Origin of the sequence: Alkalihalobacillus sp. R86527 (assembly GCF_042466185.1) — a bacterium.
Classification (GTDB): domain Bacteria; phylum Bacillota; class Bacilli; order Bacillales; family Guptibacillaceae; genus Guptibacillus.
Genome location: NZ_JAXHBW010000001.1, coordinates 2,623,094 through 2,637,470, shown reverse-complemented (window position 1 = coordinate 2,637,470; position 14,377 = coordinate 2,623,094). Strand labels below are relative to the sequence as shown.

The following is a 14,377-nucleotide window of genomic DNA, read 5'->3' as shown; positions in this document are numbered from 1 at the left end:
TGCGTCATGCTTTTGCAGGTGAACGATCTTGAAAAGAAGTATAAAAGCTCTGTTGCTGTAAAGAAAATTTCTTTTCAAATTGAGAAAGGTCAGTGTATTACATTACTCGGACCAAACGGTGCTGGTAAAACAACGACTCTCCAAATGTTAGCTGGACTATTAACACCTTCAAGCGGCTCTATTCAGTTTCATCAATCTGAAGAGAAATATGACAAATCGAAAATCGGATTCTTACCGCAGCATCCTTCATTTTTCAACTGGATGACACCGACTCAATTTCTACAGTTTGCAGGCGAACTATCTCATATTCCAAAACAACAACTTCAAAAGAAAATCGATGAAGTCCTACAGTTTGTAAGCTTATCCGATGTTAAGAAGAAAAGAATTGGTGGCTTTTCTGGAGGGATGAAACAGCGACTTGGTTTAGCGCAAGCGTTATTACACGATCCTGAATTACTATTATTAGATGAGCCAGTCTCTGCATTAGATCCTGCTGGACGAAGAGACGTCTTATCATTAATAACTAAATTGAAGGAAAGCATGACGATCCTTTTCTCCACCCATGTGTTGCATGATGCTGAGCAGGTTTGTGATAAAGTCATTATGCTGAAAGATGGAGATATCAAATGGGATAACACGCTAGAAGAATTACGGAAAGCATTCCGTACTTCTGCAGTCAAAGTAGACACAGAGGAACCTATACATGATCACCTTTCTGAACTTCCCCATGTTGAGAAAATAAAGATGGTCACAGATCGAAGCATCATCCTGTTCGTTAATGAAGGCGCAACAAACTCGAATGATTTGTTGTCGGCCATTATTGAAAAAGGGTTAACGATCAATCGATTCGAGAAACTTCAGGATTCGTTAGAAGATGCCTATATGAAGGTGATGGAGCAATGAGAAATCTTTACGTATTATTAAAAAAAGAAATGATGGAGAGCAGCAAAAGCGGAAAGTGGATCTGGTTACCAATCGCAATCATCATAATAGGTATTTCACAGCCAATCACAAACTACTATATGCCCCAAATTATTGAACACGCTGGTAATCTTCCAGAAGGGGCATCTTTCACATTTCCAACTCCAAAAGGATCAGAAGTGATGGCAGGTACGCTGTCTCAACTTGGAACAATTGGAACGCTGCTATTTGTTTTAGCAACAATGGGGGTCATTTCGAATGAAAAGTCGAATGGCACAATTACACTAGTAATGGTTCGACCTGTTTCACCATTCCAATATGTTTCAAGCAAATGGGTTGGGCAGCTTATCATAACACTTTCTTCATTGTTTGCAAGCTATTTGTTAACTTGGTATTATACGAATTTATTGTTCTCATCGGTAGATTGGGTACTTGTGCTTGAAAGTCTTCTCATATATAGTTTGTGGATTGTCTACATTGTGTCTTTTACAATTTGGATGGGAACAATCTTTAAAGGGAATGGAGCAATTGCGGGGATAACCATCTCGTTTTTGGCGCTATTGTCGCTATTAACCACATTACTTCCAAAGTTTATGGCATGGAGCCCAGTGAATGTAATCGAACACGCAACAAATCTTTTAATGAGGCAACCTGCACAAGACGATTTCCTTATTACGATTTCTTCTACAATCGTGTTAAGCGCTATCTTTTTTGTGTCTGCAGTAGTGAGCTTCAAAAAAGCTGAACACTATTAATTCTAGGTTAGAAGCTAAAACCCCGGTCTGTTAGCTAAGCCACATCCTTATTCCATTGGAATTAGAATGTGGCTTATTTTTATTCCTCTACCTAGGAGTGTTGTTGATTTGTGCCCATCTTTGAATGGCCATTCTCTTCTATCACGTATGTCATTGTGTAATTTAATAATGTCAACAAGTCTTATGACGAATTTGAACTTGGAATTCATTGCGAACGCTTTCTTACGCCCTTATTATTGGAATTAACAAAGAAAAACATATCGCACGGCAAAGGTAGTGACCGAATGGAAGACAGCACTTCATAAATGCTGTCAACAAGTCGCTACATACGTGCGGAAGAATAGGAGGAACGACACATGAGCGACCAGGAAAAATCCGGCTTCAAAGTGAAGATTCAGCGGTTTGGTAGCTATTTAAGCGGCATGATCATGCCGAATATTGGTGCATTTATTGCATGGGGAATTATTACCGCATTATTTATTCCAGATGGTTGGATTCCAAATGAGCAGCTAGCAGCGCTTGTTGGTCCAATGATCAATTACTTATTACCACTCTTAATTGGTTATACTGGTGGTAAAATTGTTTACGGCGCACGAGGAGGAGTAGTCGGTGCCACAGCGACGATGGGTGTTATCGTCGGGGCGGATATCCCGATGTTCCTTGGTGCGATGGCGATGGGACCACTTGGTGGTTATGCCATTAAGAAATTTGATGAAGCGATCAAAGGGAAAATTAAATCCGGCTTTGAAATGCTTGTTAACAACTTCTCAGCAGGTATTATCGGTGGTTTATTAACGATTCTCGGATCACTAGCGATTGGGCCAGTTGTACTAGGTCTGAACAAAGCACTTGCAGCAGGTGTAGAAGTCATCGTGGCTGCGGGACTTCTGCCGCTAGCAAGCATTTTGATCGAACCAGGGAAAGTATTGTTCCTAAACAATGCGATTAACCACGGTATCTTAAGCCCGCTTGGGATTGAGCAAGCAGCGAACGCAGGGAAATCGATTCTATTCTTACTAGAATCAAACCCTGGACCAGGACTTGGGATTCTTCTAGCATTCTGGTTTGCAGGAAAAGGTTCAGCGAAGCAATCAGCACCTGGTGCTGCAATCATCCACTTCTTCGGTGGAATTCATGAAATCTATTTCCCGTACATCTTGATGAAACCTGCTTTAATCCTCGCGGTTATTCTTGGTGGAATGAGTGGGGTATTCACATTCGGTATTCTAAATGCTGGGCTGATTGCAGCGGCGTCACCTGGTAGTATCTTTGCACTAATGATTATGACACCTCGTGGAGGATACCTTGGCGTTATCGCAGGTGTTGTTGTCGCAACACTCGTATCGTTCCTTGTTGCATCCTTCATTCTTAAGAGATCAAGTGACTCTGGAGAAGAGCTTGAAGAAGCTGCAGAGAAAATGGAAGCGATGAAAGGGAAGAAGAGTAGCGTTCGATCCTCACTAGGAGTGAAAGATGAAGCGTCTACTGAGCCAAGTAACACAGTGAATTACGAATCGATCAAGAAAGTCGTATTCGCATGTGACGCTGGTATGGGCTCCAGTGCAATGGGAGCGTCAGTACTGAAGAATAAATTCAAAAAAGCAGGTCTTGCGCATATCGAAGTGATCAATACGTCGATCAGCAATCTTCCGAATGATGCTGACCTTGTTGTCACGCATAAAGATTTAACAGATCGTGCAAAAGCGAAACTTCCGAACGCGCATCATATTTCAGTAACGAACTTCATGAACAGCCCGAAATACGATGAGCTTGTAAGTGATCTTTCTGGCGATAAGCAGGAAGAAGAAGCGACGAGCACGAACGAAAGTGAAGAGACTATCAAGAAAGACGTTCAAAAAGTTGTGTTTGCATGTGATGCAGGAATGGGATCAAGTGCAATGGGCGCATCAGTACTTCGTAACAAGTTCAAGAAAGCAGGTCTTGAAGATATCGATGTTTCGAATACATCGATCAATAACCTTCCTGACGATGCTGACCTAATTGTTACGCACAAAGATTTGACTGACCGTGCGAAAGCGAAGCGTCCAGATGCTGAGCACATTTCCGTTACGAACTTTATGAATAGTCCTAAGTACGATGAACTTGTTAGTACATTAACGAATCGTTAACTGAAGGATAGAGGTGGAATCGTATGTTACTCTCTGCAAGGGAAAGAAGTATTTTACAACTTTTGCTTGAAACGGACGATTTCTATACCGTAAAGGAAATAGCAGAGCAACTCGAAGTAAGTGAACGCACTGTTCATAGAGACCTATCGGGCCTTGAAGATGTTGTGAACGAATACGAGTTGAAACTGATGAAAAAAGCGGGGGTGGGTGTCCAGTTTGATGGACATCCTTCTCAGCGTGATGAACTCAAACGGTACTTGTATAACTTAGACATTACCGAGTACACACAAAATGAGCGAGAAACATTGATTTTATGTAAGCTGTTAGAATCGCATGAGCCGATTAAACTCATTGGGTTAGCAAATGACCTTAGAGTCACAGTTGCGACGATCAGCAACGATTTGAACAGAGTGGAAGACTGGCTCCACAGTATGCAACTTTCGTTAATTCGAAAGCGGGGCTACGGTGTACAGGTCGAAGGCGCAGAAGCGTTGAAACGACACGCGATCAGTTCCTTGCTTACGACAGAATACAATGATTCTGATTTCTTTACATTATTGAAGCAATCGATTCAAAAGAAATCAAAAGGCGATGTGATGGAGTCTGCTTCAGACCAACTTCTTGGTCTGGTCGATCGCGAGAAGCTTCATCAAGTGGAAGCAATCGTAGGGGGAGTGAACAACAATCTTCCTTATATGATGGCGGATAGTGCTTATATTGGGCTTATCGTCCACTTAACACTTGCGATTGAACGGATTCAGCAAGGTGAGAAGATCGAGATGGAGTCGGATTACCTCTCGTCACTAAAAGAGACGAAAGAGTTCCATTCAGCTGAGACGATTAGTAGACGAATGGCGGACTTTTTCTCAATCCCGATTCCAGAAGCAGAGGTTGGCTATATCACCATGCACTTGCGAGGGGCAAAGCTCAGAAGTTCTAGTAGTTATTATCTAGAGGAATCGAATTACCCGATCACAGTGAAGGCGAGACAGTTGATTAGAGAAGTTAGTGACAACATTAACGTCGAGCTCGAATCGAACGATTCATTGTTTCAGGGGCTCGTCACTCATCTAGGTCCAGCTACTCATCGCCTTAATCAGAAAATGAGCATCCACAATCCGCTTTTAACGAAGATTAAGGAAGACTACCCCGAGCTTTTCAAGGTCATCAAAGAGGCGGTTGGAAATGTCTTCAACGGTGTAACGATTCCGGATGAAGAAGTTGGTTTTCTTGTTCTTCACTTCGGTTCTGCACTTGAAGGCTGGAATAAAAAGAACAACTTACGTATTCTTGCCGTTTGTTCGAGCGGAATCGGAACATCCAAAATGCTTGCAACGCGGTTGAAGCAAGAATTTCATGAGATCGATGATGTAAAGAGTGTGTCACTGTTTGAGTTAGAGAAAGAAGATCTTCATGCTTTCGATCTTATCGTGTCAACGATTCCTTTACGTGACATTGATGCCGAATATATTGAAGTGAGTCCATTTCTATCTGAGAAAGAAGCAAGAGGGATCCGTACTGTACTTCAAAAGTCCAACGTTACACGTAGGAAGAATGCGTTGAAAGAGAAGGAAAGCAGCTTTCAATCTGGACATCAGGCAGCGGACTGGTTTACTAGGTCAGCAGCATACAGCGAGACAGCTTCTTCGATTATGAAGCACTTAACCTTAACTGAAGGTGACGAAGAAGACATAGTGGCGTTGCTGAAAAAAGAGTGTAGTCGTCTTGAAAAGGGTAATACCATTACGAGTTCCGACGCAGTTACTGAAGCACTTCTAAAGCGTGAGGAACTAGGCGGCGTTGGAATTCCGGAATCGTCTCTAGCGTTGTTTCATACACGTACGCCAGCTATTCTTCAGCCGACCTTTTCTATTATCCGATTGCAGAAACCTGTTAAACGGAAGGCAATGGATGAAACTGAAATCGACATGGACACGATTTTGCTTCAGCTCGCACCTGAAGAAGCGACTTCAGAGCAAATTGAGATTATGAGTTTTATTAGCACAGTCGTCATTGAAACTAGTGAAACGATCACGTTGTTTGAAGAAGAAAATGAGGAACGCATACAGATCTTTTTAGCAGAAAAGCTAAGAGAATTCATTACTGACAAATTAAGTATTAAGGGAGAGAAATGATAATGGCTAACGACATTCTATCTAAAGAAAATATTGTACTAAACGAGAAAGCAGCAACAAAGGAAGACGCCATTCGTCTTGCAGGAGATATTCTAGTGAACAAAGGGTATGTTGAGGAAAGTTACGTTGACCAGATGTTTGAACGTGAGAAAATCACGACAACATACATGGGGAACTTCGTAGCGATCCCTCATGGTACAGAAGATGCGAAGAAAGCAGTAAACCATTCAGGTTTATCAATCGTGCAACTACGTGAAGGCGTAGATTTTGGCGATGGTAATATCGCAAAGCTCATCATCGGAATCGCTGGAAAAGATAACGAGCACCTTGAAATCCTGTCTCAGATCGCAATCGTTTGTTCTGAAGAAGAGAACGTAGAGAAGCTCATTCAAGCAGAAGATAAAGAAACATTTATCTCAATGTTTAATGAGGTGAATTAATCATGCTAGCTGTTCACTTTGGTGCTGGAAATATCGGGAGAGGGTTCATTGGCAAGCTATTGTCACAATCAGGCTATGATGTTTGTTTTGTAGATATTAATGAAACAGTAATCGATGAACTGAATCAACAAAAGCAGTACACGGTTGAAATTCTTGGCCAAGAGCGTGAAGAAATCGTAGTGGATAAAGTTAAAGGGATCAACAGTAAAGCGAATCCAAAAGGTGTTGTTGATGCGATTGCTGAAGCTGATCTCATTACGACAGCAGTTGGACCAACTGTTCTTAAGCTTATTTCAAGCAGCATAAAAGATGGAATTGAGAAACGCATCGATTCTGAGAAAGCGCCAGTCAACATCATTGCGTGTGAAAACATGATCGGTGGAAGTACACTGTTAAAAGAAGCGATCGCATCCCAAATGGAGGAAACCCAGCGTTCTTCTCTTGAGAAATATGCTGGTTTTCCAGATGCAGCGGTCGATCGAATCGTACCGAACCAAACTCATGAAGATCCGTTAACAGTTGCGGTTGAACCGTTTTATGAGTGGGCTGTTGATAAGACGATGATGGTAGGAGACGTACCAGAGATCAAAGGGATCACATACGTTGAAGACCTTGCTCCATATATCGAGCGTAAGCTATTCACTGTTAACACTGGTCATGCGATGACTGCGTACCTTGGCTATTTGTCAGGTGCAGATACAATCAAAGCTGCACTTGAAAATGACAGCATCTACAGTGATGTAAAGAGTGCTTTAGAAGAAACAGGAGCGTTGCTTCAGCATAAATATAGCTTTGACCCTGAAGTACATGGTACGTATATCAAGAAGATTCTTGCTAGATTTGAGAACCCTCATCTTGTTGATGAAGTTACACGAGTTGGACGTGCTCCAATCCGTAAAATCGGTCCAAAGGATCGTCTAACAGGACCCGCAAGTCAACTGATGGAAATAGGTACAGAGCCAACATTCCTAGCAAAAGGAATAGCAGCCGCTCTTCTATTCGATCCAAAAGAGGACGAAGAAGCAGTTCAAATCCAGGAAGTCATTCAGAATGAAGGACTTTCAAAAGCCATCACAACCTTCACAGACGTTGAAGAAGGTTCACCACTATTTGAGCTAATTAAAAAGCAATATGATGAAATGAAGTAGTAGACCAAAGCTGCCGAGAATATCTCGGCAGCTTTTTTTATGAATCATCAAAGCCCTGACGGTAATGAGGGGCTCTCCTCTTGCAATAAGAGATCACTGCGGTTTCGCCGATAAAAACAAAGTATCGCCGATAAAACGGCCATTTTCGCTGATATAAATCTCTATTCCGCTGATAAAATCAAACTATCGCTGATATATGCTAACTATCGCCGATAAAAGAAAAAATGACCATTCTTCCATTTTTTTCATAAAGATTTGAAACTATTGTGAAGGATTAACGTATTAGAAGTTGAAGACTATCATATCAATCAACTGGAAGCTTATGTCCGTGAAATTCATGTTGGGGGGACTTGTAATGGAAGAGGTAATCAAAGTAGATCATTTATCAAAATCATACGGCAATGTTCATGCAGTGAAAGATATTTCTTTGAGTGTACGGAAAGGCGAGATCTTTGGCATCATTGGTCCAAATGGAGCGGGGAAAACGACTACCATCGAAATGCTTGAAGGGGTTCGAAAGCCAGATGGCGGTGAGCTTTCTGTGCTTGGATTAACTCCACACAAACAATTACGTGAATTGAACAAAAGGATTGGTGTTCAGTTTCAGGCGACGGCGATTCAGAAGAAGATGAAGGTGAAAGAAGCGATCGATCTGTTTGCATCTTTTTATCCAACTACTCAGAAGGATCATCTCATAGAGCTTTTGGGACTTCATGAAAAGATGAATGTGATGTTCGATGACTTGTCTGGTGGTTGGAAACAGCGAGTGACGCTTGCGCTTGCAACTCTTCATAAACCTGAAATTCTTTTCCTCGATGAACCAAGTATGGGACTTGATCCACATGCTAGACGAGAACTTTGGGGATTGATCGGTGCGTTGAAAGAACAAGGGTGTACGATCGTATTGACAACACACTACATGGAGGAAGCTGAGAAGTTATGTGATCGTGTTGCGATGATCTATAGCGGCGAGTTAAGAGCGTTAGATACACCACAAGGGCTGTTGAATCAAATCCCTGTCCACTATCTTGCGTTCGATTCGGAGGAGCTTGAATATGATTTCCTTATCTCTCTACCGAACGTAGTCAGCGTTGAAGTCGAGAACCATTCATACAAAGTATTAAGTGAAGATCAACAGACGACAGCGTACTATATTTTTAAATATTGCTATGACAATGGCATTCAAATTCAAAACTTCAGGTTTGAAAAAGGGTCACTCGATGATCTCTTTGTTCATTTTCTTGAAAAGGAGGAAACAGCATGACTGCGATGATGAAGCTTGCAAGTTTGGAAACGAAAATGTTCTTTCGAGATCGACTCAGTGTATTTTGGACGTTTCTCTTTCCAGTCCTCATGATCTGGCTTTTCGGATCTATGTTTGGAGAAAACAATTTGAACGGTCTCTCATTTGCTGAAATGTTTGTTCCTTCATGGATTGGAGTAAACATCGTGACGATCTCGTTCTTTACACTTGGGACAGTCTTAACAGGCTACCGTGAGACTGGTGTTCTAAGGAGATACCAATCAACGCCGATTCGCTCATGGATGATTCTAGCTGCACATACATTCCAGGGTTCTGTCATCTTTGTGGTGTCTGCATTGCTGCTCATGGTATTTGGAATGTTGATGTATGATCTGACCTTACCTGTATACATCGGGAGCACATTGCTTGCATTGTTAGTAAGTATTCTTGCTTTCTTCCCGTTTGCGTTGTTCCTAACTTCTCTTGCAAAAAACACACAGGCTGCTGCTGCGATCAGCTCGCTATGTTTAAATATCATGCTCTTCTTATCTGGCGCTGCATTCCCGCTGGAATTTATGCCAACTATCCTACAAAATGTTGCCAAAGCTTTACCGCTTTACTATGTGGTGGAAATGCTTCGTGGAACATGGAATAATGGACCGATCACAGACTACGGACTCGAAGTAGGTGTGTTACTTGGTATTTCGGTAGTTTCTACTGTCCTTGCTTCACGGTTCTTCAGGTGGAGTGATAAGTGATTCGGTTTAGTTTAGGGCTTTTGGTACTTCTACTATTCATCACAGGGTGTGCAGATCCTTCACCTCTAAGGTCCAATATAGAAGTAGCGGTTAACCAGATGTTCGGTACCGAATTCGGTGTGATGGATCAAGTGATCGTGAGACAAAAAGAAGAAACGCTTGCAGTATTTGGAGCGGAAGAGTTTTTGGAGCTCGTTCAAAAGGCCAAAGAGAGTAAGAGCAGGGCTGAATCGTTTGACTACACCATTATTCTCCAAACCTCTGAAGCTATGAAAGAATATAGTAAAGAGCAAACAAAAGAAGTTCTTACGTATGATAGTAATACGAAAGTGTTGTGTAGCGTTAAGGTTTGTTACGACGTTCCATCAGCTTTTCATTCTGAGGTGATCCCTAATTGACGAAACTCTTTTTACACGTAGAAGGATTCGTAGTATTGATCTTGTCTATTTATTGTTATTCTGAAACGAATGTGAGTTGGTGGCTATTCCTGCTGTTACTATTCGCTCCTGATGTCGCGATGGTGGGATATCTGTTCGGAATGAAAGTAGGCTCCTATGCCTATAACGTTTTACACACATATAGTCTACCATTAGCCATGCTTCTAGTTAGTTTGATAGGTGAGCAAACCCTTTTAATAGCTATTGGGCTCATTTGGATAGCTCATATAGGAATGGATCGCATGATTGGTTATGGATTAAAGTCAGCAGAGGATTTTAAGGTTACACATTTACAGAAGGTGTAGAAGATTAAAGGACGATTTATAGAGCCGAATACTTAGTAACCCCGCACATCACTACGAAGATGTGCGGGGTTGTTTCTTTCACGGTGATTTGCACCAGGAATGCCTTTATAATTATCAAGTTCAAACCAACGTGAAATATTATTTTTTACTTTTTTGAAGAAAAAGGTGCACAATGTAGCCGAATGTTATATATTTATAACATAAGGTTACTTATTTCTAACAAAGGGAGTGAAGTGAATTGAATTCCAAAATTGCCTTAACGATTTTTTCTGTTTTGTCAGTTGCTCTTATTGGTGGTCTTCTATTTCAGATAGTCATGTTGTTTCGGACCGGTGCGACAGGAACATCTGAGTTAGTGATGACGATCGCGATGATGGTGACCATGCTTATTTTAATTCCAATCTTTTTAAATCTTAGAAAAGATGTGAAGGCTGGGTTACCACACGATGATGAACTCTCGAAAAAGGTGAAAATGTTTGCAGCAGGATATTCATATTATGCTTCTCTTATCTTCTGGCTTGTCTTGTTTGCGTTCCATTCTTACATTCAGAAGGACGACCTGATTATGTTAGGGCTTGCATTCATGATCCTGAGTTTCGGAGTAAACTGGTTATTCGCTAGAAGGAAAGGCTTTCAGTAAATGCTGACAAGAATGAAAGAGCTACGAGCAATGCATAAGCTCACGCAGGCAGAACTGGCAAGAAGAGTAAATGTACGAAGAGAAACAATCGTATTTCTTGAGAAAGGTGAGTATAATCCATCTCTTAAACTCGCTATGAAGATTGCTAAACAACTAGATGCGCGAATAGAAGATGTGTTTATTCTAGAAGAAGAAGATTTACGATAACGCTGTTCACTGTACTGAATTATTATCTTTGATTTTCTTCATACACCATGAACATCTCAACATAGAGCTGATATTCTAAAAGATGTATGAAGGTGTCAAAATAATACCAAACAAAAGCGCTTACTGGCAAAAATGTAAGCGCCTTACTATTGCCTGAGTTATTAGCACTAGTGCGTAGTATGTAAATTAGAAATTTACAAAATATTTTCATTAAAAGTATATTAAAAATTCGTCGAAAATTGTAGGATAGTGTGGAAAGCGTTACACAAAGGACATCTCAGGGAGGAAAACACGATGAAGAAATTGGGAATGATCATAGCGTCCATCAGTATGGTACTAACTGTTATTACCCCATCGATGACGCCACACGAGGTTCATGCAGCGACGAATGGGGACGTTGTTGTCAATGAAGTCGCATGGATGGGCACGACAGTAGATTACAACGATGAGTGGATCGAGCTTTATAACAATACTGGTAGCGCTATCTCACTAGACGGTTGGACGCTAAACGCAACAGATGGCAGTCCTTCAATAAACTTGACTGGCAGTATTCCAGCAGATGGTTATTACATACTTGAACGAACAGATGATAATGCGATTTCTGGCGTTACGGCTGATCATATTTACAGTGGTGCACTAAGCAACTCTGGCGAAAATATGAATCTTCGCGATGATAACGGGGCATTGATCGATAACGTTGACGCGTGGCACGAGGGTGACAACGATACGAAGGCGACGATGGAGCGTCAGGATCCAGGAGTAGCTGGATCGGATGCTTCTAACTGGGTAACATCGACTGGTTCATACAGTGAAGGAAAAGGAACACCATCTTCATCTAACACAAGTGGATCCGGTGGTTCTGGCGGGGGCGAAGCTTGTACAGATACGACTGAGCACCTTAATCAAGTATCTGAAGCACCTGACGCAATCAACGTTTACTTCAATAAATGTGCGATGAATCAATATGCGGATGCAGGAAACGAAGCTAACTATAATGTAAACCTTGAAGATCGTTTGTTAAAGCGTATTAACGCTGCGACGACAAGCATCGATTTCGCTACATATGAGATCAACTTGCCAAAAGTAGTTGATGTTTTGATCCAGAAGGCGTCTGAAGGTGTTGACGTACGAGTGATCGCTGATTCGAAAGACGCGACGGACCCTCACTATGTAGACCGTTTTAAGACGATGCGACTGTATGTTGAAGAAATGGTTCGAGGAAAAGATATGGTTGTTGGAACGGCTGACGATATTCACGTATTCTCTGATTCTCCAATGCTAGCAGTTGAAGATACAAATCTACGTGCGGATCATAACCTACCTTCTTCACCTGATGATTTCAAAGAGCGTACGATTATGGTTGGGAATACTGAGATGACTGGCTATTTATTTGTAGAAGCGGAGCAACAATCAGACGGAACGTATTATTCTCCTGATAACCAGATGCACAATAAATTTGCACTGATTGATGACCAATGGGTATTTACTGGAAGCTGGAATTTTACAGTAACAGGTCTTTATGGTTCTGAAGAAAACATGACAAACGGCGTTCTTGATGGTAACCAACAGCATGTCGTAGAAGTGAATTCTTCAGAGTTGTCTTCAATCTATGAAACTGAGTTTAACGAAATGTGGGGGACCTCTACTTTATCACCAAGTACATCTAATGCTAACTTTGGTCCGCGTAAAGTAGATAACACAACCCATCAAGTTACGATCGGCGGTAAAACGGTTGAAGTTTACTTCTCCGCTGGAGACGATGCGGTCGGTCGGATGGCTGAACTCGTAAAAACAGAAGCTGACCTCAACACCTATTTCACAATCTTCGCTTGGAGTGATCAAACTCTTGTAGATGAGTTGAAGTATAAGTGGGAAGGTTCTTACCAAGACCAGCAGGGAACACGTACTGGCTTTGATGTAAAAGGTGTATTCTCAAGTGACTTCTGGAACCAGTGGTGGTCTGCAAGTGTTGAAATGACAGGACGTACCGTAACTGGAAGTGAAAACAACCCCAACATTCGCTGGGCTAATGCAGCTCCTGTATACAAGGATGCTGAAGCACGTAAGCTTCATAGTAAAACGATGCTAGTTGATGCTGATACAAACAGTGATCCAACAGTCATTGTTGGTTCTACAAACTGGAGCACAAACGGTAACGACGTGAATGACGAAAATATGCTGATCATCCACGATGATGCGATTACGAATCAATTTGTACAGGAGTTCAACGCACGATATATTCAAGCAGGTGGAACGGTAAACTAATGACCAATAAGATGAGGGCATGGAATCGAAATGATTTCGTGCTCTTTTTTTGTTTATGAAAAAGCAACCTCCCGTTACGAATTGTCAATCTGTTACAATGATGGGTAGAATATGTGAAGGTACTGAGTTGGGGGAGAAGCACGTGAATCGTTATTGCATAAAGATAGGCGGCAAAGATGTCAGAGTTACGGAGTGGGGAGAGAGCGGTAACCCGGTCGTGTTTTGTTTACATGGCCTCGGGAGCACGAGTTTAAGTTTTATTGAAATCGCAGAAGGGTTAGAGGACGATTTCCACGTTTTCGCAGTAGATGCACCAGGTCACGGGCAAACTGATCCATTCGATCGAGAAGAGGACTATGAGATGCCAGAAATGGTAGAGTGGGTAGATCGAGTGGTCGATTCTCTACACATTGAGAGATTTTATTTCCTTTCACATTCCTGGGGAAGTTTCGTTGCGCTTTTTTATGTGAAGAATTATAGGGATAAGGTAATAGGTTCGATGCTGCTAGATGGAGGGTATCAGAGTAAGCGAGAGTCCATGCAATCGATGGACGAAGAAGCTGCCTTTTATGAAGTGGATTTTGAAGACTGTGTTGACACTTGGGAAGAGTTTAAAGCGCATGCTGTATACGGGTCAGTATCGAGAAGGTCTGCTGCTTTAGACAGAGCTGCCGAAGATTTAGTATGGAAGAAAGACGGTAAGTATTACTGGCATGCAAGGGGTTATACGGGGAGCAGTATCATAAAAGCGATGCACAAACATGAGGTTGTTGATTTCTATCATGAGCTACCTTCATCGATTCTGTTATTACGAGCCACTCTTCCTCATAATCGGGAGGAAGAGCGAAAAAGGATGGCTGGAATTTTCAAAGAAAGCACAAACGGGATTGTAAAAGAAATCCCTGAAAGCACGCATATGCTTCATTGGGATCAGCCCGAATACATACTTAGCATCATTAAGCAGAATTGGAAAGTCATCAAGGAGGGGAACTAA

At 41.7% G+C, this 14,377-nt stretch carries 14 protein-coding genes and 1 pseudogene; all 15 read left to right on the top strand.

The features are described from left to right. The first annotated feature begins 6 nt into the window (after positions 1 to 6). The 15 genes and pseudogenes from SJY16_RS13550 to SJY16_RS13480 all read left to right on the top strand — a co-directional run bounded on the left by SJY16_RS13550 (position 7) and on the right by SJY16_RS13480 (position 14,377). Complete coding sequence (locus SJY16_RS13550; RefSeq protein ID WP_377889931.1) at positions 7 to 903, top strand: ABC transporter ATP-binding protein; 897 nt, start codon at positions 7 to 9, stop codon at positions 901 to 903. Beyond that, a complete protein-coding gene (locus tag SJY16_RS13545) occupies positions 900 to 1,676 on the top strand; it encodes an ABC transporter permease (RefSeq protein WP_377889929.1) in 777 nt (258 codons plus the stop codon). Before SJY16_RS13550 ends, SJY16_RS13545 begins: the two co-directional genes overlap by 4 nt. Positions 1,677 to 2,032: 356 nt before the next feature. Continuing rightward, positions 2,033 to 3,460 (top strand): annotated as a pseudogene (locus SJY16_RS13540) (PTS mannitol transporter subunit IIBC); the annotation flags it as partial. A gap of 78 nt (positions 3,461 to 3,538) precedes the next feature. Beyond that, on the top strand, positions 3,539 to 3,805 hold the full coding sequence (locus SJY16_RS13535) for a hypothetical protein (protein ID WP_377892240.1): 267 nt from the start codon (positions 3,539 to 3,541) through the stop codon (positions 3,803 to 3,805). A 23-nt stretch (positions 3,806 to 3,828) separates the two neighbouring features. After that, positions 3,829 to 5,940, top strand: coding sequence for a BglG family transcription antiterminator (locus SJY16_RS13530; RefSeq protein ID WP_377889927.1), 2,112 nt, complete (start codon positions 3,829 to 3,831; stop codon positions 5,938 to 5,940). 2 nt (positions 5,941 to 5,942) lie between these two features. Continuing rightward, on the top strand, positions 5,943 to 6,380 hold the full coding sequence (locus SJY16_RS13525; protein WP_377889926.1) for a PTS mannitol transporter subunit IIA: 438 nt from the start codon (positions 5,943 to 5,945) through the stop codon (positions 6,378 to 6,380). Between the two features lie 2 nt (positions 6,381 to 6,382). Further along, on the top strand, positions 6,383 to 7,528 hold the full coding sequence (locus SJY16_RS13520; protein WP_377889925.1) for a mannitol-1-phosphate 5-dehydrogenase: 1,146 nt from the start codon (positions 6,383 to 6,385) through the stop codon (positions 7,526 to 7,528). A 355-nt stretch (positions 7,529 to 7,883) separates the two neighbouring features. After that, complete coding sequence (locus SJY16_RS13515; protein ID WP_377889923.1) at positions 7,884 to 8,792, top strand: ABC transporter ATP-binding protein; 909 nt, start codon at positions 7,884 to 7,886, stop codon at positions 8,790 to 8,792. Next, entirely contained in the window at positions 8,789 to 9,529 is a 741-nt protein-coding gene (locus SJY16_RS13510; RefSeq protein WP_377889921.1) for an ABC transporter permease, read from the top strand. The genes SJY16_RS13515 and SJY16_RS13510 overlap by 4 nt, the downstream gene beginning before the upstream one ends. Further along, positions 9,526 to 9,927, top strand: a complete 402-nt coding sequence (locus tag SJY16_RS13505) for a hypothetical protein (RefSeq protein ID WP_377889919.1) — start codon at positions 9,526 to 9,528, stop codon at positions 9,925 to 9,927. The genes SJY16_RS13510 and SJY16_RS13505 overlap by 4 nt, the downstream gene beginning before the upstream one ends. Then, positions 9,924 to 10,271 carry a DUF4260 domain-containing protein gene (locus tag SJY16_RS13500; protein ID WP_377889918.1) on the top strand — a complete coding sequence of 116 codons (348 nt, stop codon included), beginning with the start codon at positions 9,924 to 9,926 and terminating at the stop codon, positions 10,269 to 10,271. The genes SJY16_RS13505 and SJY16_RS13500 overlap by 4 nt, the downstream gene beginning before the upstream one ends. A 238-nt stretch (positions 10,272 to 10,509) precedes the next feature. Next, complete coding sequence (locus tag SJY16_RS13495; protein ID WP_377889916.1) at positions 10,510 to 10,911, top strand: hypothetical protein; 402 nt, start codon at positions 10,510 to 10,512, stop codon at positions 10,909 to 10,911. Continuing rightward, positions 10,912 to 11,118, top strand: a complete 207-nt coding sequence (locus SJY16_RS13490) for a helix-turn-helix transcriptional regulator (RefSeq protein WP_377889915.1) — start codon at positions 10,912 to 10,914, stop codon at positions 11,116 to 11,118. A gap of 294 nt (positions 11,119 to 11,412) precedes the next feature. Beyond that, positions 11,413 to 13,383 carry a phospholipase D-like domain-containing protein gene (locus SJY16_RS13485; RefSeq protein WP_377889913.1) on the top strand — a complete coding sequence of 657 codons (1,971 nt, stop codon included), beginning with the start codon at positions 11,413 to 11,415 and terminating at the stop codon, positions 13,381 to 13,383. 142 nt (positions 13,384 to 13,525) lie between these two features. Beyond that, on the top strand, positions 13,526 to 14,377 hold the full coding sequence (locus tag SJY16_RS13480; protein ID WP_377889911.1) for an alpha/beta fold hydrolase: 852 nt from the start codon (positions 13,526 to 13,528) through the stop codon (positions 14,375 to 14,377).